The 21,280-nt window shown below is 73.6% G+C and carries 13 protein-coding genes; 9 read left to right on the top strand and 4 right to left on the bottom strand.

Annotated features, from left to right (window positions below; all coding sequences use genetic code 11):
* The first annotated feature begins 5 nt into the window (after positions 1-5).
* Genes ACSP50_RS25100 through ACSP50_RS25080 form a run of 5 tightly spaced genes read left to right on the top strand, consistent with a single transcriptional unit; the run spans position 6 to position 5,152 of the window.
* On the top strand, positions 6-1,349 hold the full coding sequence (locus ACSP50_RS25100; protein WP_014692090.1) for an efflux RND transporter periplasmic adaptor subunit: 1,344 nt from the start codon (positions 6-8) through the stop codon (positions 1,347-1,349).
* Complete coding sequence (locus ACSP50_RS25095; protein ID WP_014692089.1) at positions 1,346-2,032, top strand: ABC transporter ATP-binding protein; 687 nt, start codon at positions 1,346-1,348, stop codon at positions 2,030-2,032. Before ACSP50_RS25100 ends, ACSP50_RS25095 begins: the two co-directional genes overlap by 4 nt.
* Positions 2,029-3,213, top strand: a complete 1,185-nt coding sequence (locus ACSP50_RS25090) for an ABC transporter permease (protein ID WP_014692088.1) — start codon at positions 2,029-2,031, stop codon at positions 3,211-3,213. The genes ACSP50_RS25095 and ACSP50_RS25090 overlap by 4 nt, the downstream gene beginning before the upstream one ends.
* A 3-nt stretch (positions 3,214-3,216) precedes the next feature.
* Positions 3,217-4,065, top strand: coding sequence for a DMT family transporter (locus tag ACSP50_RS25085; protein ID WP_014692087.1), 849 nt, complete (start codon positions 3,217-3,219; stop codon positions 4,063-4,065).
* A 40-nt stretch (positions 4,066-4,105) separates the two neighbouring features.
* A complete protein-coding gene (locus ACSP50_RS25080; RefSeq protein WP_014692086.1) occupies positions 4,106-5,152 on the top strand; it encodes a GGDEF domain-containing protein in 1,047 nt (348 codons plus the stop codon).
* Here the strand turns inward: ACSP50_RS25080 and ACSP50_RS43115 are convergent.
* Positions 5,136-12,059 (bottom strand): hypothetical protein, encoded by a 6,924-nt coding sequence (locus ACSP50_RS43115; RefSeq protein WP_014692085.1) that lies wholly within the window; start codon positions 12,057-12,059, stop codon positions 5,136-5,138. The two genes, ACSP50_RS25080 and ACSP50_RS43115, sit on opposite strands and share 17 nt — an antisense overlap.
* Before the next feature lie 830 nt (positions 12,060-12,889).
* Positions 12,890-13,132, bottom strand: coding sequence for a hypothetical protein (locus tag ACSP50_RS25070; RefSeq protein ID WP_043512133.1), 243 nt, complete (start codon positions 13,130-13,132; stop codon positions 12,890-12,892).
* 208 nt (positions 13,133-13,340) lie between these two features.
* Here ACSP50_RS25070 and ACSP50_RS25065 point away from each other — a divergent pair, with 208 nt between their 5' ends.
* Both ACSP50_RS25065 and mptB read left to right on the top strand, forming a co-directional pair.
* A complete protein-coding gene (locus ACSP50_RS25065; protein ID WP_014692083.1) occupies positions 13,341-14,492 on the top strand; it encodes a glycosyltransferase family 1 protein in 1,152 nt (383 codons plus the stop codon).
* A 442-nt stretch (positions 14,493-14,934) separates the two neighbouring features.
* Positions 14,935-16,566: a polyprenol phosphomannose-dependent alpha 1,6 mannosyltransferase MptB gene (gene mptB / locus ACSP50_RS25055; RefSeq protein ID WP_014692082.1), complete on the top strand. Its 1,632-nt coding sequence runs from the start codon at positions 14,935-14,937 to the stop codon at positions 16,564-16,566.
* Here the strand turns inward: mptB and ACSP50_RS25050 are convergent.
* On the bottom strand, positions 16,461-16,883 hold the full coding sequence (locus ACSP50_RS25050) for a TIGR03618 family F420-dependent PPOX class oxidoreductase (RefSeq protein WP_014692081.1): 423 nt from the start codon (positions 16,881-16,883) through the stop codon (positions 16,461-16,463). The genes mptB and ACSP50_RS25050 overlap by 106 nt on opposite strands.
* Complete coding sequence (locus tag ACSP50_RS25045; protein ID WP_014692080.1) at positions 16,880-18,301, bottom strand: DUF2252 domain-containing protein; 1,422 nt, start codon at positions 18,299-18,301, stop codon at positions 16,880-16,882. Before ACSP50_RS25045 ends, ACSP50_RS25050 begins: the two co-directional genes overlap by 4 nt.
* Positions 18,302-18,471: 170 nt before the next feature.
* On the opposite strand from ACSP50_RS25045, the gene ACSP50_RS25040 reads away from it, so the two are divergent.
* The gene (locus tag ACSP50_RS25040) at positions 18,472-19,455 is read left to right on the top strand and encodes a LacI family DNA-binding transcriptional regulator (protein WP_043512132.1); all 984 of its coding nucleotides are present in this window, start codon (positions 18,472-18,474) and stop codon (positions 19,453-19,455) included.
* A 335-nt stretch (positions 19,456-19,790) separates the two neighbouring features.
* Positions 19,791-21,278: an L-arabinose isomerase gene (araA, locus tag ACSP50_RS25035; RefSeq protein WP_014692078.1), complete on the top strand. Its 1,488-nt coding sequence runs from the start codon at positions 19,791-19,793 to the stop codon at positions 21,276-21,278.
* Positions 21,279-21,280: the final 2 nt, after the last annotated feature.

The raw sequence follows: 21,280 nt of genomic DNA, 5'->3' as shown, positions 1-21,280 counted from the left end.
GCTCTGTGTCCCGGACCCCCTCCCGCAGCGCGCTGATCACCGGCGGCACCGCGGTGCTCCTGCTGCTCACCGCCGCGTCCTGCAAGGACGACAACGCCGGGGTCCACCTCGGCACCGCCACCATCGGCACGGTCGACGAGATCGTCGAGGCGCCCGGCTCGGTCACCGCCCGCGGCGCCGCCACCCTCACCGCGCCGGCCGCCGGCACCGTCACCGACCTGCGCGTCCAGCCCGGCGACCGGGTGAAGAAGGGCGACGTGCTGGCGGTCATCGACTCCCCGGAGCTGCGGCAGCGCCGGGACGCCGCCCGCCGGGCCCTGGCGCAGACCCCGTCCGGCGGCGGTGGCGGAGTCTCGGCCGGCAACTTCACCCAGGTCCGCCGGAGCACCGACCGGCAGGCCGGGCAGGCGTTCCAGGACGCGCTCACGGCCGCCGACCAGATCACCGACCCGACCCTGAGGGACGCCCTGCGCAAACAGGTGTCCGCCGCGCAGCAGCAGTACCGGGCGGCGTCGGCGGCGGCCGCCTCCGCGGTCCGCGCGGTGCAGCGCGGGGTCGCCTCCCTCGGGCAGGCGGTCAGCTCGCTGTCCGCGGCACAACGGCTCCAGGCACAGCAGGCGTACGAGTTGGCCGACGCCGCCGTGCGGGCACTCACCCTGAAAGCCCCGGTCGCCGGCGTGGTCCAGTTCGGCGGGTCGGCGTCCCCCGCCGCCCCGGCCGACCTCTCCGCCCTCCTGCAGAGCGGCGGCGCCACCACCGGCGCCACCACCACCGCGGGCGGCGCCGAGGGCGTGGACACCGCGGTCACCGAGGGTTCCCCGGTGACCGCCGGAGCCCCGCTGCTCACCGTCGTCGACGTGGGCCGGCTCGGCCTCACCGCCCAGGTCGACGAGACGGACGTGCTGCTCGTCAAGCCCGGGGTGACCGCCGACGTCGAGCTGGACGCGGCGACCGGGGCCGCCTACACCGCGACGGTCGGCTCGGTCGACCTGCTGCCCACCACCTCGGCCCGCGGCGGCGTCTCCTACCGGGTGCGGCTCGACCTGGGCGACGGCACCTACACCGACGGCAGCGGAGCGGCGCCGACGCCCCGGCCCGGGATGAGCGCGGTGATCCGGCTCCGGGTGCGCCAGGTGCAGCAGGCGGTGACCGTGCCCGCCTCCGCTGTGGTCAGCGCCGACGGGCACGACACCGTGTGGGCGGTGCGCGACGGGCACTACCGGGCGGTGCCGGTGCGTCTGGGCGTGCAGGGGGAGGACACCGTACAGGTGCAATCCGGTCTCCCCGCCGGGGAGCGGATCGTGATCTCCGGAGCGGACCGGGTGCACGACGGCGCCGAGGCACCGTGACCACGCCCGCCATCGTCGCCACGGACGTCACCCGGACGTACGAGCTGGACGGGGTGTCGGTGCCCGCCCTGCGCGGCGTCTCGCTCACCGTCGAGCCCGGCGACTACGTGGCCATCGTCGGCACCTCCGGCTCCGGCAAATCCACCCTGATGCACCTGCTCGGCGGTCTGGACCGGCCGACCAGCGGCACCCTGCTGATCGGCGGCCGCAACGTCGGCGAGCTCACCCCGAACGAGCTGGCCGAACTGCGCAACACCACGATCGGCTTCGTCTTCCAGTCCTTCCACCTGCTGGCCCGCACCACCGCGCAGGACAACGTCGGCCTGCCCCTGGTCTACCGCGGGGCCGGCCGCCGGGAACGCCGCGCCCGGGCCGCCACCATGCTGCAACGGGTCGGGCTCGCGCACCGGATCACCCACCGGCCCAACCAGCTCTCCGGCGGCGAACAGCAGCGGGTGGCGATCGCCCGGGCCCTGGTCACCGGTCCGTCGCTGCTGCTGGCCGACGAGCCGACCGGCAACCTCGACTCGGCCACCGGGCAGTCCATCCTGGCCCTGCTGGAGTCGCTGAACGCCGAGGGCGTGGCGATCGTGCTGGTCACCCACGACCGGGACGTGGCCGCCCGGGCCGGGCGCCAGATCCTGATGCGGGACGGCCTGATCGTCACGGACACCGCCGAGTGAGGGTCGCCGAGGCCTGGCGGGTCGCCCTCGACGCGCTGCGCGCCAACCGGCTGCGCAGCCTGCTCACCATGCTCGGCGTCATCATCGGGGTGGCGGCGGTGGTCGCGCTGGTCGCCATCGGCACGGGCACCAAGCAGCAGATCGAGCACCAGGTGGAGGGGCTCGGCAGCAACCTGCTGATCGTCGTACCCGGGAAACTGGCTGTCGGATCCGCGCCCACCAGCTCACCGATGACCCTCGCCGACGCCGACGCGGTGAGCCGCGTCGTCGGCGACCGCTCCCGGGTCGCCGTCACCATCGCGTCGGGGGAGACCGTCCGGGCCGGGCAGCGGTCCGGCTTCGCCAGCATGCAGGGCGTGCTGGAGACCACCCCGTCGGTGTTCGTCCGGCACCTCGCCCGCGGCGCCTACCTGACCCGGACCGACGTCAGCACCGGCCGCCGGGTCGCCGTCCTCGGCGCCGGCGTGGCCCGCACCCTGTTCGGCGACCGCGACCCGATCGGCCGGCAGATGACCGTCGGTGGCGTCCGGTTCCGGGTCATCGGCGTCTTCGAGGAGCTCGGGCAGAGCCTCGGTGTCGACCGGGACAACGAGGTGCACGTGCCGGTCACCGCGGCGCAACGACTGCTGGGCACCGACCGGATCGACGGCCTGGCGATCCGCGCCCCCGACCGGGACACCATCGACCGGCTCGGCACCGACGTGGTCGCCGCGCTCACCGAACGCCACCCGGACACCGACTTCAGCGCCGTCACCCAGGAACAGATCCTCGGCGTGCTCGGCGACATCCTCGGCGTGCTCACCGGGGTGCTGGCCGCGATCGCCGGGATCAGCCTGCTCGTCGGCGGGGTCGGCGTGTCCAACATCATGCTGGTCTCGGTCCGCGAACGGACCAGGGAGATCGGGCTGCGCAAGGCGGTCGGCGCCCGCCCCCGCGACATCGGTGTCCAGTTCCTCCTCGAAGCGGTGCTGCTGACCACCACCGGCGGGGTGGCCGGCATGCTGCTCGGCGCCGCCGCGGCCCTGCTCGTCGACGGCCTCAGCCCGGTCCCCGCCGCGCTCACCTGGTGGTCGATGGCCCTGGCGTTCGGGGTGTCCGCCGGCGTTGGCATCATCTTCGGCGTCGTACCAGCACAGCGGGCCGGTCGCCTCGATCCGGTGGTCGCCCTCCGGACGGAGTGACACATGCACCAACGGGTACCCGCACCACTACTGGTGCTGGCCTCGATCGCCTCCGTGCAGTTCGGCAGCTCGGTGGCCCGCAAGCTCTTCGGCGACCTCGGCGCCAACGGGATCACGTTCCTGCGCGTCGGCCTCGCCGCACTGATCATCGCGGCGCTCACCCGCCCCCGGGTGCGCGACTGGCCCCGGCGCGCCTGGCTCGCCGCCGCCCTGCTCGGCGTCGTGATGGCCGGCATGAACCTGGTCTTCTACCAGGCCATCCGCACCGTGCCGCTGGGCACCGCGGTCACCGTCGAGTTCCTCGGCCCGCTGCTGCTCGCCCTGGTGCAGACCCGCCGCCTGACCGACCTGCTCTGGGCGCTGCTCGCCGCCGCCGGGGTGGTGCTGCTCGGCCTGCACTCCGGCGGCGCCGCACCGCTCGCCGGGCTCGGCCTGGCGCTGCTCGCCGGACTGTTCTGGGCCGGCTACATCGTGCTCAGCGCCCGGGTCGGCGCGCTCGTCCCGGGCACCGGCGGGCTGGCGGTCTCGCTCAGCGTCGGCGCGCTGCTGGCCGCCCCGTTCGGGCTGCCCGGGGCCGGCGCCGTGCTGTACCACCCGCACCTGCTGATCGGCGCCACCGGGGTGGCGCTGCTCTCCTCGGTCATCCCGTACGGGCTGGAGATCAACGCGCTGCGCCGCATCCCCACCCGGATCTTCGGCATCCTGATGAGCCTCGAACCCGGCGCCGCGGCCGTCGCCGGACTGATCGTCCTCGGCCAGCGACTCGGCCCGATCGAGGTCCTCGCGCTGCTGCTGGTCACCCTCGCCAGCCTCGGTGTGACCTTGGCCGCTCCGCAGCCGGCACCGGTCTGAAGCGCTCAGCTTCCACCGCCGGCGACCGATCTCTTCCTTCGTGCCCTATCAGTTGCGTGACCAGCACGGTGCATCCCGTGCCGTCGCCTACCTGATGATGGTGGCCGGACCGTACAACCTGATCACCGGCGTCCTGATGAAGATCGGCGCGCCGATCGCCGAACTGATCTCGCTCGGTGTGACCGCAGTCGCCCTCATGCTGGTCGGCGTGCTCTGCTGGCGCCGGCCGCAGGTCCTGCCGAAACTGTTCTGGCCCGCCGTGCCCCTGCTGTCCACCGCCGTGGTCACCGGCCTGAACTACGGGACCCGGGACGCGAGCACCGGAGCCCAACTGTTCTTCCTGTGGCCGCTGCTGTTCGGCGCGTGCTTCCTCGGCCGCCGGATCACCACGCTCACCGTCGTGATGATCTCCGCCGGACACGCCCTGATCGCGTTCAGCTACCTGCCGATGAGCGGTGCCCTCAACGACTGGATCGCGATGACCGTCGCGATGGCCATGACCGCCTGGGTGGTGACCAGTCTCAACGACCGCAACGACCGGCTCCGGAGGGTGCTGCAGCAGCAGGCCACCACCGACTCGCTGACCGGGGTGGCGAACCGCCGGGCCCTCGACGAGGCGCTGCACGAGGCGGTCCGCGACGCCGACGCCGGCGCCGAACCGGCCGCGCTGATCGTGATCGACGTCGACCACTTCAAGAAGATCAACGACACCCGGGGACACGCCGCCGGTGACCAGGCGCTGCGCGCCGTCGCCGACGCGCTGCGCGCCGCGGGCGACGGCCTGGTGGCCCGGGTCGGCGGCGACGAATTCGCGGTACTGCTGCGGACCGGGCCGACAGAGGCTTTCCGGTACGCCGAGACCGCGCGCGCCGCGCTCACCGCGGTGCCCGCGGCGCCGACACTGAGCATCGGGGTGGCCGTGGTGCCGCACCACTCGGCCGCGTCCGCCGACGAACTGCAACGGGTGGCGGACGCGGCGCTGTACCAGGCCAAGGAAGCCGGCCGGGGGCGGACGGTGATCGCCTCGGCTCCGGCGCGGCAGAACGTCGACCGGATTCCTGAGGCGCGGGCTACGTCCGCTTTCTGACGGTCTTCTGTTCCGCGGTCGGCTCGCTGAAAGCGTCGGCCCGGATGCCGTGCCCGCCGTGGCTGTCTGCTGTGGCTGGGTTGTGGTAGGTGGCGCTGTCCGATCTTTCGCCTGTGGCCGGGTTTCCGGTTCCGTCGCGGCCTCTGCTTGCGGCCGGTTCCTCGGTGGTGTGGCCCTTGTCTGCGGCCGGTTCCTCGGCGGTGTGGCTCTTGCTTGCGGCCGGTTCCTCGGCGGTGTGGCTCTTGCTTGCGGCCGGCTCCTCGGCGGTGTGGCCCTTGCTTTCGGGCGGTTCCTCGGCGTTGCGGCCGGTCAGCGGTGCCAGGATCTCCTCTGGGCGCCGCGGATACGGTCCCCAGCCGTCCCGCAGGACATGGATGTAGACCGCCTCCAGGCACACCCCGACCCGCTCCACCAGATCGGTGTCCTCGTCCGCCCCGAGCCGGATCGCCCGCGCGAAATGATCGAGCGCCTCCATGTGCCGCCCCTGATCGAACGCGCTCCGCCCGGCATTCTCGTGCACCACACTGCGCACCGCCGGCGACACCTGCGAATCCACCGCCCGCTGGAACAGCCGATCCGCCTCCATCCAGTCCCCGCGCAGCCGCAACACATGCGCCAGCTCCGCCTGCGCGATCACCATCGACTGCTCGTCCTGAGCCGACTCCGCATGCGCCAGCGCCAGCCGGCTCGCCGCCGCCGCCATGCCCAGCTCGCCGAGCAGGCGGTACACCTCGGCGCGTACGCTCAGCAACCCCGCCTTGACGATGTTGTCCGCCTCGTCGGCCAGCGGGCCGTCCAGGCGTTCCCCGAGCTCACGCAGAGCATTGCGGTCATCGACGACCTCGCGGAGGGTGCCACCGTCCAGCCGCCAGCGGATCGCATCCAGGTCCGCCGCCGACAGCGGCAGATGCTTGCCGAGATCGTTGGGCTCCGCCGATTTCCCGGTACGGTCGTTCCCCGCCCCGCCGCTCCGGCCCTCCGCCGCGCCGTCGCCCGGCCCCGCCCCGCCGCTCCGACCCTCCGCCGAGCCGTCGCCCGGCGCCGCCTCGTCGCGCCGGCCCGCGTCGTTTCCGCGCGCCGCGCTGCCGCCCGCCTGTGTGGGTTCGACGATCGCCGGGGCCTGGGCTCCGCCGTCCTGGGTTCCGCTGTCGTGGGATCCGCTCTTCTCGGCTCCAGGGTCTTGAGTTGCGTGATCTTGGGTTGGGCGGTCTTGAATACCGTGGTCTTGGGATCCGTGGTCCTGGGATCCGTGGTCCTGGGATCCATGGTCCTGGGATCCAGCCGCCGCATCGGTCACCGCGCGCGTCGCCACGCCGGCCTCGCCGCCGGATCGCCGGACGGCAGTGCCGTCGCTGCCCCGGCCGCCCGCGCCGTCGGCCGCCCCCGCCGCATCCTCCTTGGCCGCCGCGGTCTTGGTGACGAACCACCCACTGCCGAACGCCGGATCCGAGAACCGTCGAGGCTCCTGATCAGGCCCGGACAGCTCCAGCCGCCCGATCGGCTTCAGGTTGTGCCAGGTCCCGTCCGCATCCATGTACGGCGCCGGCTCCCCGCCACCCGACGCCCCACCGCTGGCCGGCCCGGACACCGCACCGGCCGCTTCCGGTACAGGTCCGGTTGCGCCGGGCGCCGCACCGGCCGCGCCGATCGTTCCCGGTACAGGCCCGGTTGCGCCGAGCGCTGCGTCGGTCGCGCCCGGCGCCGCGCTGGAATCCGGTCGAGGCGCCGGGAGCCAAGCCTTTCCCGGCGCGGGGGAGACCGGTCGTTGTCCGGCCCGCGGCCCCCAGCTGTCGTCACCCGACGCCACCAACGGCAACTCGTCCGTAGGCCCGCCACTGTCCGCCGGTGCTACCAGCGGCAACTCGCCTGTCGGCCCGCCGCCATCGCGCGCCGCCACCAGCGGCAGTTCGCCGGTGACCCGCTCCTGTCCTGGGATGGCCTGTCCTGTGATGGCCTGTGCTGGGATGGCCTGTCCTGGGACGGCCTGTCCTGGGACGGCCTGTGCTGGGACGGCCTGTCCTAGGCCTGGCTGCGCCTGCATTGCCTGTCCTGGTGAAGAGACCGGCCACGGCGCTTCGGGCATCGGGCGCTGGTGCGGCACGCCCTGCCGGACCGCCCCATGCGGCAGCGGTCCACCGTGCTGGTTCGCCTCCCAGTGCCCGGCACCGGAGACCGGCCAGGCCTCCCGAGTGTGGCCCGGCCCCTCCGGACTGTGGGCTGCTCGTTCGAAGCCACGACCCACCTGGTCCGTGCCGTGCGGGTCGGCGTTCCACTGTGCGGCAGGGAAAGCCGGCTGGCCGCCGGCCGCATGGGCGGCCTCCTGGTAGACACCCTCCCGGTGCGCGCCCGAGGAGACCGGGTGCGCGGCGGCGGGATTCTGCGGCTGAGCCGGACCCTGCACGACCGCTTGATCCGGCACCCAGCCGGGCGCCGATGGCGACTGCGGATGGACACCTTGCTGCGGCAAAGTTCCAGGCGGGAACGTCAGGCGCCCCGACTCGAACGGCGCAGGACCGGCGGTTCCGCTGTTCGGCAGAGCACCGGGGACTCCGGGACCGCCCGGCGCACCACCGGACACCGGTGGCACCGCACCCTGGTCGGACTTGGGCACAAAGCCGTTGGGCAGCGCCACCGGCCTGCCGTGCGGAGCGGCCGGACTGCCCGGCGCCACCCCGTGCCGCCCGTGCGGTGTCTCCGAACCCATGGGTCCGGCGTGCTGCCCGTGCGGTGTCTCCGAACCCATGGGTCCGGCGTGCTGTCCGTGCGGGGTCACCGGGCCGCCGGGACCGGCGTGCTGCCCGTGCGGTGTCTCCGAACCCATGGGTCCGGCGTGCTGCCCGTGCGGGGTCACCGGGCCGCCCGGACCGGCGTGCCAGCCCTGCGGAGCGGCCGCCGTTCCCTCTGAGCCGGCATACGGCGGCACTACTCCGGGCGCAGCCATCGGAGGCGGCGAGGCTGGGCCGCCGGTGCTGCCCGTGTACTGCGACGGGACCAGTCCCGGAGGCGGCGCAACCGGCTGATCCGGCTGCGGTCCAGCCATCCGTGGGTGCGACGTGGTCGGCTGCCCCGGCTGGGCGCCGAGCAGACGCAAAGGCGGCGCGACCGGGCGCTCGAAGTGCGGCGTACCGGCCGGATCGCCCGGTGCTCCCGGGCCGTTCATTGACGCCGGCATGCCGGGTTGTCCCGGCTGAACCACCATCGGGCCACCGGGCGACGAGGCGGGCTGCGGCCCGCCGAAGCCGGGCAGTGGTGCGACGACCTGGCCGGGATACTGGCCGGGGTGCGCGTCGGAGTAGCCGTGCGGTGGTGCGGTCGGCCGGCCCGGCTGCGCGCCGATGAAGCCGGGCGGTGCGCCGGCGATCTGGCCGGGAGACGGCACAGTCGGCTGACCCGGATGTGAACCTGCGGGCACACCGGGCTGGTGGCCGACCGGTACACCGGGCTGCTGGTCGACTGGCACACCCGGCTGCTGGTTGAGGGGTACACCGGGCTGGTGGCGGACCGGTACACCCGGCTGCTGGTTGAGCGGCACACCGGGCTGCTGACTGATGGGCAGCGGCGAAGTGGCGGCCTGGCCGGGTGACGGCGGGACGAGGGCGGGGGAGCCGAGCGGCTGGCCCGCATTCGAAAGCGTCGGTCCGGCAGGGGAGATCGGGCCGGCACCGCTGGTCGGGACCAGCGGGCCGGTGGGTGGGACCGGGACCGACGGTGAAACCGGTGGGATCGGACCCGAGCCGGTGGACGGCAGGGGCCCGGTAGGTGACACCGGCGGCTCGCCGGTGCCCGGCATCGGCATCGTGGGGCGGTTCACCGGAACCGGGCCGCGGGCCGGTGCCACCGGGCGTCCGGCGGCGTGCGTCGGTGTCGGCATCGGCGGAGCCTCGTCGGGCACGATGGCCCAGGGGCCGTCGCCCTCGGCGAGGAAGACGTGTGCGGTTCGCGGGGTCCTTCCGGTGCGCTGCTGAGGCACGTTCGACGCCGGATACCCGGTGGGGGCCGGGAGCGTGGGCCGTCCGACAGCGTCCTGAGCCGGGCCGCCCACCTGCGTGGCGCCGCCTGCGTATGCCGGTCCGCTGACCTGCCGGGGGTCGGGAGGCTGCGTGGCGCCGCCTGCGTATGCCGGTCCGCTGACCTGCCGGGGGTCGGGAGGCTGCGTGGCGCCGCCTGCGTATGCCGGTCCGCTGACCTGCCGGGGGTCGGGAGGCTGCGTGGCGCCGCCTGCGTATGCCGGTCCGCTGACCTGCCGGGGGTCGGGAGGCTGCGTGGCGCCGCCTGCGTACGCCGGTCCGCTGACCTGCCGGGGGTCGGAAACCTGTGCCGGTCCGCCGAACTGCCGGGAGTCGGGATCCTGAGCCGGTCCGCCGGGCTGCGGTGCTCCACTTACCGCTCGCGGGTCGGGAAGCTGAGTCGGGCCGCCGACCTGCCGCAGGTCGGCGGGCGAGGCCGGGCCGGCCCCCTGGCGGGAACCGGTGATCTGCCCGGGTTCGGCTGTCTGCCGCGGGTCGGTGAGATGACCGGGGCCGTTGAGCCGCTGAGAATCGACGAACTGGCCGGGGCCACCGGTCTGGCCGGGCGCACCGGGCTGGTGGGGGATGGCACCGGGCGTCTGCTGGGGGCCGGGGAACGGCGGGTGGGGGTTCGCGAAGCGCGGGTCGGCCGGCATTGCGCTGGGTGTGGTGTTCGACGGTGCCGAGCCGGCGGGGTGGTCCATGGCGGAGAGCGGTGCCGGGTGGTGGCCGGCACGGTCCGCGGCGGTGGGGCTGACGGGTGTGGCCGGGCCGGGGCGGGGGGCTGCCGGCGTACCGGAATCGACGGAGACCGGGACCGGGGACTCCGGTGACGAAGGGGGCATCGCGGGCGAAGCCGACGGAGTCGGCGAGCCGGAGGCGGCGGGTGCGACCGGGACCTGCGGGCCGTTCGGACCGATGATCCGGGCCGGCGGGGTCGGCTGCGGAGCGGCGACGACGCGGGGGGCGACCGGCGGCTCGCTCTTGAGAACCCGTGGCGCCGGGGGAGGGGTGGCCCGGCTGACCACCTTGGGCGGAGCCGGCGGCTCGGCCCGGCGGACCACCCGCGGCTTGCCGTCCCCGGTGGCCGCAGGGTCCTGCGCCGGCGGCTCGACCGGGGTCTCGTAGTACTCGCCGTCCAGCACCGTCGGCACGCTGACGCCCATGGGGCGGTCGTCGTCCTCGCCGGTCCGGTCGTCCCGGCCGATGGCACGGTCGTCCCGCTGGCCGGACCGCTCGTCCGCGGTCCAGGCGGGCACGCCCTGGCCGGCCCGGCCCGGGTCGGCAGCGCCTTCCCACTGCTCGTGCTCGCCGTTCCATTGCCGCGGCTCGCCGTCCCACTGCTGGGGCTCGCCGTCCCACTGTTGGGGCTCGCCGTCCCACTGGTCGGAGTCGTTGTTCCACTGGTCGGCGGCGCCGTCCCAATGGCCGGGGCTACCGTTCCACTCCGGGGCGGCGGCGGACCTTTCGGTGTCGGCGGTGGGCCACTCGGCGTTGGTGTTGTTCCAGCCCGTGGTTGCCCGCGGGGCGTTCCAGTCCTGGGCGTGCAGGTCGATCGGCTCGTCGTCCCGGGCTGGCGAGCCGGCCCGGCCGGAGACCCGGGGACCGTCCGAACGCCGCTCGATGCCGGAAGCATCGGCATCCAGCGGCACGCCCCTGCGGTCGGCACCGGAAACGTCCAGCGGCCGGTTCTCGTGGTCGCCGCCGAAAGCGTCCAGCGGCCGGTTCCGGCGGTCGGCACCGGAGGCGTCCAGCGGCCGAATCTCGCCGTCGGCGCCGGGAACGTCGGCGTCCACCGGCCGCTTCCTGCGGTCGATGCCGGAAATATCAGCGTCCAGCGGGGCGCGCCTGCGATCGTCGAGCCGTTCCTCGCCGCCGGGTACCTGAGCCCGTCCGGTGACGGCGCCCGTCCGATCGTCACGGCGGGCCGGGCCGCGCCGCGGGTCCTCGTCGTCGCGGTGGGGTCGGCGGCCGCCGACCGGCCGGATCGGCCCGAAATCCTCGTCCTCCCAGGGCTGCGAGACCGTACCGCGTCCGCGGTCGCCGGGTCGCGGAACCGGTCCGCTGCCGCGCCGTTCGCCCACCCGCCCGCGGCCGTCCGCGTCGATCTCGGCATCGCGGCGCCGCGGTTCCGGCCCGTCCCACCGCTCGTCCTCGCGCCGCCCACGCCGGGGTTCGTCCTCGCGCCGTCCGCGCCGGTCGTCATCCCGGCGCTCCACCGGCCGCGACCCACGCGCGTCGTCCCACCGCCCGGGGGACGCGGCGTCCCGCCCGGACAGCGCGTCCTCGCGCCGCCCCGGCAGTGCATCGTCCCGCCGCCCCGGCAGTGCATCGTCCCGCCGCCCGGGCAACGAGTTTTCCCGTCGCCCCGGCAGCGCATCGTCCCGCCGCCCGGCCGATGATTCATCGCGGCGCCCGGAGGCCGCACCATCCCGCCGCGGTGAAAGCCCGGCATCCCGCCGGACCGGAGCACCGTCCTCCCGCCGCCCCGAAGGCGCGCCATACCGATCACCCGGCCGCCCCGCCTGCCGCTGCCGCCGCTCCGGATTCTGCAGAGCAGCCGGATCCACGATCGGAAAGTCCGGTTTGTCGAAGTCGATCCCCAGCTCGGGCCGGTTGAAGTCGATGTCGTCGAAGTAGTCCCCGGACAGGTTGTCGACCGAGGTGTCGATCGGCACGAAGTCCGGATCGTCGAGCCAGCTGGGCCGCTGGTCGTCGAACGGCGCCCGGGGTCGACGAGCCCCCGAGTCGTCACTGTCCGTGTTCGAGCGGCGGGTGGGGATGACCGGGTCGGGGGCGGTCCGCTTCTCGAAGTGGCGTTCCTGGGCTACCGCGTACTTCGGCATGAAGGAGTATTCGTTGTACTCCTCGTCCCAGTATTCGTCGTCCTCGAAGCTCATGACGCGGCCCCGTTACGGCTGGGGAATGTCCCACCGCCCCGTCGCCGCATCTGTGCCACCGTCCTCACCTTGGACCACCTCCGCGCCCCCGGTGCCCGCCCCTCGCGCCCCGGATGAAACCGCCCCACGTGGTGGATGGGGAAGGTTAATCACGGATTTGCCTGGTGCGCCACCGCCTGCGGAGCCCCCTTACCGGGCCCGCGAAGCCGGCGGGGCCGGTGACCGCCCCGGCGCCGCAGCCCGCCGGGTGTGTTCGGTCGCTGGAGAATACGTCCGCCGTACGCTCCGGGTTCAATGAGGTGAGCAGTCACTATGCCGGGTTTCCGGGGAGGGTGCCGCGACGCCGGGTGATCCGGCGGCCGCGATCCGGAGCGCCGCTCGGCTTAAGGATTTCTTAAGATTCATTTCAGGAGACCTAGGAACTTGCGGGTGACCCTGATCAGGTGACGGAACGTGGCGAAGGACACCCCGCCTGAACGCGGATCATGAGGGCTCCGCCTGGCACGGTTGTGGTGCGGCCCGGTCCACAAAGCACGGCCCGCCGCAATGCCGGAGCAGCAGAGGCCGGTGCAAGGCGCAGGAAAGTGAGAAGCTCCCCGGCCGAGCGGCCGTCGCCCCCCAGTTCTGGCGGCCGCTGACTCGCGCCCATGGACGACCCGCCCGGGAGACCGCCCCCCGACCTTCCGGGCGCTTGGCGGATCAGGGCGCACCAGGCCGGGACGAGGGGCGGCGGCGGGAGCGATCCCGCCGCCGTTCCCGATGTGCGGCTCGGATCCGCCCGTCGGTGCTGAAGGGTTTCGACCTTCCGCCGGCGTACAGCACGGCCGCGGTCACGGGCCGCAGGACGCGCTGGAATACGCATGGTTCGAGGTCGGCACGTCCACCACCCCGCCGCCCCAGAACTGCTCACTCACCGTATATCCGCTGGCGACCAGTGCTTGCGCCGCGGCGCGCCCGCTCGGGCCGTCCTCCCAGGTCACCATCGGCGGGATCGCGCTGTCCACGGTCGGACGCAGGCCCGGCACCGCACCGAGCGTCGCCACGAGTCGCAGCGTCCCGGGCGTCGGCATCACGCGCTGATCATGACGTTCGGTGACGTCGGTTCCTAGTGGCAGGCTTCGATTCACAGAATGTTCCCGACATTTCGCCCGGGGACGAGAGGCGGCTTCCCGCGGACGGCCAGGCGACGGAACGGCGAACATCAGCGATGTAAACCACAGTTCGGCTCACGGTCATGAATCGGTCGGGACCCGGCCCCGGCCCGACCTTCCCCTGGGTGGCATGCGCATCGCGCTGGTCACAGAGTCCTTCATGCCCGACGTCAACGGCGTCGCCCACTCGGTCGTCCGGACCGCGGAGCACCTGATCCGTACCGGTCACGAACCGATCGTCATCGCGCCGGTGCCGGCGCCCGGACCGGTCCCGGCCACCCTGCCGTACCCGGTGGTCCGGATCCCGTCAGTGCCGATGCCGGGCTATCCGCAGATCCGGCTGGGTCTGCCGATGCCGGCCCTGCGGGCGGCGATCCGGGATCATCGCGCCGAGGTGGTGCACCTGGCGAGCCCGTTCGTGCTGGGCGCCTGGGCGCGTACCGCCGCGTCGAGCCTCGGCCTGCCCACGGTGGCGGTCTACCAGACCGATGTGGCGGCCTACGCCCGCGCCCGCAACCTCGGCGTCTGCGAGGATCTGTCGTGGCGCTGGATCCGCCGGCTGCACAACGCCGCCACCCGCACCCTGGCGCCGTCCACCGAGTCGATGACGGCGCTGCGCACGCACGGTGTCGAGCGCGTGCACCTGTGGCGCCGGGGTGTCGACGACGTCCGGTTCCATCCGGGTCGGCGCAGCGCCGGTGTCCGACGCGCGCTGTGCCGCGACGGCGAAGTGCTGGTCGGTTTCGTCGGCCGGCTCGCCGTCGAGAAAGAGGTCGACCTGCTGGCCGGCGTCTCCCGCCTGCCGCATGTCCGGCTGGTGGTGATCGGCGACGGCCCGGCCGAGGCGCACCTGCGCCGGGCGCTGCCGGAGGCCACCTTCCTCGGCGCCCGGCACGGCGGCCAGCTCGCCCGGATCTACGCCAGTCTCGACGTGTTCGCCCACACCGGCCCGTTCGAGACGTTCGGCCAGACCGTCCAGGAGGCGATGGCCAGCGGCATCCCGGTGGTCGCGCCGGCCAAGGGCGGCCCCCGCGACCTGGTCCACCACGACCACACCGGTCTCCTGGTCCCCGCGCACGAGGAGACGGGTTTCACCGATGCCGTCGCCCGGCTCGCCGCCGACCCGTCGCTGCGCCGCGCGATGGGCGCCGCGGGCCGTGCCGCGATCGCCGGCCGCAGCTGGTCCGCGGTCGGTGACCAGCTGCTCCACCACTACGCCGAGGTTCTCGGCAGGCCGCTCGCCCGTCAGGAGGTTGCCCGCCCCCGGGCCGCTGCCGCTTGAGGAGCCGATTGCGGCGTACGCCGTCAGCCCGCCCGCCGCGCCCCCGCCGCGCCCCCAGGACCGCCGCCCCGACAGACCCCCGCCCGGCAGACCCCCGCCCGGCAGACCCGCACCCCCGCAGACCGGCCCCGGCAGGCCCGCGCACCGTCACCCCGCCGCGCACCCCGGGAAATCGCGCCCCGACACGCCCGGGCGCCGCCGCTGCGCGAAACGGACCCCGCGAGCACCGCCGCCACCTGAGATCTGCAGTACACCGGCTTGCCCGGGACGCTCCGCCGGTCTTTGATTTACGTCCCGGAAACCGCGTCCCGGGCGGGCCGGGTGGCCGGGCACAGCGGTCAGGGAGCACGATTGCCCTCGGCGCGCATCGCCGCGCCGTGACCACCATCACGGCGTCACCACCGACCGGGACCGGAGCCGCTGACTAGGGCATGAGGCCAGCATGAACAATGACCGAACCGGAGTCCGGCATCGCCTTCTGGACGCCTGCCGTTCGTCCAGGCTCGGCCTGCTGGTCGCCCGTCGCCGGGACCACCTGCCGGTGCTGACGACGCGGGCTCTGCGCTGGGCCGGTTTCGGTGGTGCCCTGCTGCTCGCGCTGGCCGGCCTGTTCGGCGGGGCGCTGCCGGACGAGGGCGGCCACAACCTGCCGGTCACCACGCTGTGGCTGGCCGGCACGGCGCTGCTGGGGTACGCGTGGTGGTCCGGCCGGGATCGCGAGCTGAGCCCCCGCTGGGTGCTCGGCACCGCCGCGCTGTGGGCGGTCCCGTTCCTGCTGGTGCCGCCGGTCGGCAGCCGCGACCTCTATTCGTACAGCTGTCAGGGTGAGCTCTTCGCGCACGGCCTGAGCCCGTACACGTCGACCGCGCAGACCCTGCCCTGCTCGTGGGTGGGTGCGGTGCCGCCGATCTGGCGGGACACGATCACCCCGTACGGTCCGCTGTTCGTCCTGCTGGCCGGTGCGATCATCCTGCTCGGCCAGGCGGTTGCGCTCCCGTCCGGCCTGGTCGACGCGCTGCCGCCGCACCTGGGTTCGCTGATCCTGCCGCTGGTCCTGTTCCGGCTGGTCGCGCTGGGCGGCGTGGTGGCCATGGCGGCCGGGCTGCCGGTGCTGGCCCGCCGCTGCGGGATCGCGCCGGCCCGCGCCCTGTGGCTGTCGCTGGCCGGTCCGCTGATCGGCCTGCACCTGCTGGGCGGCCCGCACAACGACGCCGCGATGCTCGGCCTGCTGGTCGGCGGCCTGGCCGTGGTCACCCGGTGCCCGCGGCACTGGGCGGCCCGGGTCGGCGGCGGGGTGCTGCTGGGCGCCGCGGTCGCGGTGAAGGCCACGGCCGGCGTGGCCATCCCGTTCGCCGTGCTGATCGTCGCCGCCACCTACCGGAGCCGGCTCCAGGGCCTGGTGATCGGCACGCTCGCGGTCGCCGGCTCGTCGGTGGCCGCGCTGGCCGGCATCACCGTGGCCGGCGGGCTCGACCTCGGCTGGATCGCCGGCCTGTCGGACAGCGGCGCCCTGGTCCAGTTCAGTTCGATGCCCACCGCGGTCGGCATGACCATCACGTACGCCGGCCGGCTCTTCGATCCGGATTTCGACGCCGTGCCGGCGGTCCGCGCGGCCGCCTACGCCGTGCTCGCGGTCGCCCTGGTGGTCATCTGGGTCCGGGCGTTGCGGGACCGCGCCGACCCGGTGCGGGCGGCGCTGTTCGGCTCGGCCGCCGCGATCGTCGCCACGGTCGCCCTGGCCCCGGTCTTCCTGCCCTGGTACATGTTGTGGCCGCTGACCCTGCTGGCGGCCACCACGCTGCGCACCAAGGCGGTCATGGTGATCACCATCGTGGCGTCGTTCTCGGTGCTGCCGGACGGCTCCGGGCTGGTCCGGTCGCTGAAGTTCCCGGGCGCCCCGATGGTGACCCTCTACCTGATCTACCTCGGTGTCCGCCAGGTGCGCCGGTGGCGCGGTGGGCGCGAGCTTCAGGCGCTGGTCGCGGCCGACGGCATCAGCGAGGCCGAGCCGAGCACCCGGGCGACGGCGACCTCGATGACCACCCGGGCCGGGTTGGGGCGCGGCGTCCGGTAACGACCGGCGTACCGCCGCTCCGCCTCGGCGACCGCGGCCGGCTCGTCGCGGATCACCGCGAGGCCCTCCAGGGTGCTCCAGCGTGGCCCGTCGACCTGGCAGATCGCCACCCGCTGCTGGCCGCGCAGCACGTGCCGCACCTTGGCCGAGCCGCCGGAGGAGATGATCCGGGCGATCCCGGTTTCCGGGTCGAGGGTGGCGCCGACCGCCACCACGTGCGGCGACCCGTCGGCGCGCAGCGTGGTGAGCGTGCACAGATGCCGCTCGGTCCAGAACTCCCGCAGGGCCGTCGACTCCAGGCTGATCACGCCGCTCATGCCACCTCCGCTGCCAGCTCGCCGCGACGGACCGCCGCGACGAGCGCCTGATGATCCTTCTCCACCTGGTCGGCGTACGACCGGGCGAACTTGGCCAATGACTCGTCCAGCTTGTCGCTGCCGCCGCAGTATCCGGCGATCATCGACGCCCCGCTGGTCCGGGCGTGCGACTTGGCCAGCAGGTAGCCGCAGATCCCGGCGTAGTCGGCGAGCGCACCGGCGTTGATGTCCTCGACGACGATGGCGCCCTTCATGTCGCGGAACTGCCGCACGTAGTACTGGTGCTCACCCACGGTGGTCCAGCCCAGCAGCGGGTCGCTGACCGTCTGCAGCGCCTGCTGGTATTCGACCACCCGCTGCCCCTGGTGCCGGTGCCAGGCCAGCGCGCCGTGCTGGTGTTTCGCGATCACCGACCGGCGGGCCTGCTTGAGCTGGAGGAAGACCACGTCCTCCGGGTCGCTGCCCTCGCAGAGCGCCACGTACGCCCGCAGGCCGACCGAGCCGACGCCGACCACCTTGTGCGCCACGTCGATGACCCGGTAGCCGCCGAGGATCCGCGCCCAGTGCGGTTTGAGCGTGTTCAGATAGCCGTCCAGGGCCTCGTCGAGCAGGTCCCGGTCGGCGTCCGACGGCCGGGTGATCACCGGCGGCTCCTCGACCAGCCGGCGGCTGCCGTCGCGCCGCTCGGTGAACCGGGGCAGCGCCCGGTCGCTGGTGCGCCGCCGGGCCCGGCGGGCGGCCCGCTCGATCTCGTCGCGGAAGCTGCCGCGGGTCGCCACCGACCGCATCGCGTCGACGTTGAGCCGGTCGAAGGAGCGGGCCAGCAGTGGCCGGGCGGCCAGATCGGCGATCTGCCCGCGGTACTCCTCGACGCAGTGCTGCACCGCCTCGGCGCAGGCGCTCTCCCGGAAGCCGTTGACCCGGCCGGCCACGTGGACGCTGACCACCAGGCGGCGCAGGTCCCACTCCCAGGGGCCGGGGTGCGCCTCGTCGAAGTCGTTGAGGTCGAAGACCAGGTCCCGCTCCGGGGAGGCGTAGAAGCCGAAGTTGCCGAGGTGGGCGTCGCCGCAGATGACCGGGGTGATGCCGGTGTGCGGCAGGCCGGCGAAGTCGTCGGCCATCAGCCCGGCGGTGCCGCGCAGGAACGCGTAGGGACTGGCGATCATCCGGCCGATCCGGACCGGCACGAGCCACGGCAACCGGCCCTCGTGCGAGGCCCGCACCTGACCCACCGGGTCGGGCCGGTCGGCCGGCGGACGCCACTGCGCCACGTCCGACCGGGGGGACCGCTCGCGCAGAGCCCGGCCCATCTCGTATCGTTCGGCGCGCGGCCGTGCGGGACGGCGCAGGGAGGTGAAGCCCTCGTCGCCCGCTGAGCCGGGCACCACAGGGCTGCCGATGGTGGGTGTCGCGTCCATTGCTGCCGAGAGTACGGGTCGGTGAGCAAGGGTCGCGGAGGGGCTCGCGGCACCGGCATTGTTATCGATAACATTTCCCACACCGGGAGACGCGGCGCGCCGCTACGCTCCATCAGATCGGTACCTGGCGAGGAGCGCAAGTGGAGACCAAGGGATCACGTTCCCCGGCGATGACCGACGTGGCACGTCTGGCGGGCGTCTCCCACCAGACCGTCTCCCGCGTGCTCAACGATCATCCCAACGTCAAGGAGCAGACCCGCCTGCGGGTCCGGGCCGCGATCGCCGAGCTCGGCTACCGCCCCAACCGGGCGGCCCGCGCCCTGGTCACCGGCCGGTCCCAGCTGATCGGCGTGGTGGCCCGCAACAGCATGCTCTACGGCCCGGCCTCGATGCTCACCGAGTTCGAGCAGGCGGCCGCCGACGCCGGCTTCGCGGTCAGCGTCGGCAGCGTGCGTGAGCTGGACCGGGACTCGATCGCCGCGGTCGTCGACCGGCACCTGGACCAGCGGGTCGCCGGCCTGGTGGTGATCGCCCAGGTCGCCTCGGCCACCGAGGCCCTCGCCGAGATCCCGGCCGACGTACCGGTGGTCTGCATCGACGGCGACCCGGCGGCCGGGCGCTCGCTGGTCACCGTCGACCAGGTGGCCGGCGCCCGGGCGGCGGTCCGGCACCTGCTGGAGGCCGGCCACGAGACCGTCTGGCACGTCTCCGGGCCGACCGACTGGTTCGACTCGGCCGGGCGCATCCAGGGCTGGCGGCAGACCCTGCAGGAGGCCGGCCGGGAGGTTCCGCCGCTGCTCAGCGCCGACTGGTCGGCCGCCGAGGGCTACCGGGCCGGGCAGATGCTGGCCCGGATGCCGGAGGTCACCGCGATCTTCACGGCCAACGACCACCTGGCCCTGGGCGTGCTGCGGGCACTGCACGAGCGGGGCCGCCGGGTGCCGCACGACGTCAGCCTGATCGGCTTCGACGACGTGCCCGAAGCGGCCTATTTCATCCCCCCGCTGACCACCGTGCGCCAGTCGTTCGGGGACGTGGCCCGGGCCGCTCTGACACTTCTGCTGGGACAGCTCAGGGACGCCCCGCGGCCCGCCGATACGGTGATCGTCCCGGCACGGTTGGTAGTGCGCGAGAGTGTCGCCCCGCCCGCGTAAGTCTCGATTTCGCGGCCGTTACTTTGTTGTTGCGAAGAGCCGTTGACACGACTTTTGTTAGCGATAACACTGATCGCACATCACGAGATGGCCGCCAAGATCCTTGACGGGCTCATCATCGCGTCTCCGGTGCTGCACGATGAAATGCGTGGGATGTCCGCATCCCGCCCGGCGTGACCCGCCCTTCCGGCGGAGACCGCCGGCCCGGCACGACCCGCCTCCCGCGGCGGGAACCGCCGGCCCGGCACGACTCGTCCCCACGGCGAGGACCGCCGGCACGCGCAGCCAAGCGCCACGGAGGCCCGGTGACTGCACCACGACACCAAAGGAAACGGATGAAGCCGCAGATCTGGTTTCTGACCGGCAGCCAGCACCTGTACGGGCCGGAGACGCTCCAGCAGGTGGCCGACCAGTCCGCTGAGATCCAGCGCACCCTGGCCGCCGGCCTGAGCGCCGAGCTCGTCACCCGCCCGGTGCTGACCGACTCGGGCGCGATCAAGCAGGTGATGCTCGACGCGAACAACGACGCGACCGTGATCGGCGTGATCGCCTGGATGCACACGTTCTCGCCGGCCAAGATGTGGATCTCGGGTCTGGACGCGCTGCGCAAGCCGCTGCTGCACCTGCACACCCAGCACAACATCTCGCTGCCCTGGGAGTCCATCGACATGGACTTCATGAACCTGAACCAGGCCGCGCACGGCGACCGCGAGTTCGGGTTCATCCAGGCGCGCCTGGGGGTGCCGCGCAAGACGGTGGCCGGCCACGTCTCCGACCCGTCCGTGGTGTCCCGGATCGACGGCTGGGCCCGCGCCGCTGCCGGCCTGCAGCGCCTGCGCACCCTGCGGCTGGCCCGCTTCGGGGACAACATGCGCGACGTCGCGGTCACCGAGGGCGACAAGGTCGAGGCCGAGCTGCGCTTCGGCGTCTCGGTCAACACCTACGGCGTGAACGATCTGGTCACCGTCGTCGACGCGGTGGACGACAAGGCGGTCGACGACCTGGTCGCCGAGTATGCCGACCGGTACGAGCTGGCCCCCGAGCTGGCCGTCGGCGGGGCGCGGCACGACTCGCTGCGCTACGGCGCCCGGCTCGAGGCCGGCCTGCGGCAGTTCCTCACCGAGGGCGGCTTCGGCGCGTTCACCACCAACTTCGAGGACCTGGGCGGCCTGCGGCAGCTGCCCGGCCTGGCGGTGCAGCGCCTGATGGCCGACGGCTACGGTTTCGGCGGCGAGGGCGACTGGAAGACCTCCGCCCTGCTGGCCGCCGTGAAGGCGATGGGCACCGGCACCGGCCGGGGCACCTCCTTCATGGAGGACTACACCTACCACTTCGGTCCGGGCGAGCCGAAGATCCTCGGGGCGCACATGCTCGAGGTCTGCCCGACCATCGCGTCCGCCCGGCCGCGTGTCGAGATTCATCCGCTGGGCATCGGCGGCCGGGAGGACCCGGTCCGCATGGTGTTCGACGCCACGCCCGGCCCGGGTGTGGTGGTCGGCCTGGCCGACCTCGGTGACCGGTTCCGCCTGGTGGCGAACGCGGTCGAGGTGGTCGAGCCGGACGAGCCGCTGCCGAACCTGCCGGTGGCCCGTGCGGTGTGGAAGCCCGCCCCGTCGCTGTCGACCTCGGCGGAGTGCTGGCTCACCGCTGGAGGACCGCACCACACGGTCCTCACCCAGGCTGTCGGCGCGGAGGTCCTGCGGGACTTCGCGACGATGGCCCAGACCGAGCTCCTGCTCATCGATGACCGCACCTCGACCGACGACTTCGCCGACCGGGTGCGGTGGAACCAGGCGTACCACCGTCTGGCCCGCCCCCTGTAACA

The organism is Actinoplanes sp. SE50/110 (assembly GCF_900119315.1).
GTDB lineage: Bacteria > Actinomycetota > Actinomycetes > Mycobacteriales > Micromonosporaceae > Actinoplanes.
The sequence above is the reverse complement of the archived record's forward strand: the minus strand, read 5'-3'. Positions and strand labels throughout refer to the sequence as shown.

Excerpts from the sequence above, each read along its gene's own strand:
- ACSP50_RS25085 (WP_014692087.1), top strand. The coding sequence starts at position 3,217 with ATGCACCAACGGGTACCCGCACCACTACTGGTGCTGGCCTCGATCGCC.
- ACSP50_RS43115 (WP_014692085.1), bottom strand. The coding sequence starts at position 12,059 with ATGAGCTTCGAGGACGACGAATACTGGGACGAGGAGTACAACGAATAC.
- mptB (WP_014692082.1), top strand. The coding sequence starts at position 14,935 with ATGAACAATGACCGAACCGGAGTCCGGCATCGCCTTCTGGACGCCTGC.
- ACSP50_RS25040 (WP_043512132.1), top strand. The coding sequence starts at position 18,472 with ATGACCGACGTGGCACGTCTGGCGGGCGTCTCCCACCAGACCGTCTCC.
- araA (WP_014692078.1), top strand. The coding sequence starts at position 19,791 with ATGAAGCCGCAGATCTGGTTTCTGACCGGCAGCCAGCACCTGTACGGG.
- ACSP50_RS25045 (WP_014692080.1), bottom strand. The coding sequence starts at position 18,301 with ATGGACGCGACACCCACCATCGGCAGCCCTGTGGTGCCCGGCTCAGCG.
- ACSP50_RS25065 (WP_014692083.1), top strand. The coding sequence starts at position 13,341 with ATGCGCATCGCGCTGGTCACAGAGTCCTTCATGCCCGACGTCAACGGC.
- ACSP50_RS25050 (WP_014692081.1), bottom strand. The coding sequence starts at position 16,883 with ATGAGCGGCGTGATCAGCCTGGAGTCGACGGCCCTGCGGGAGTTCTGG.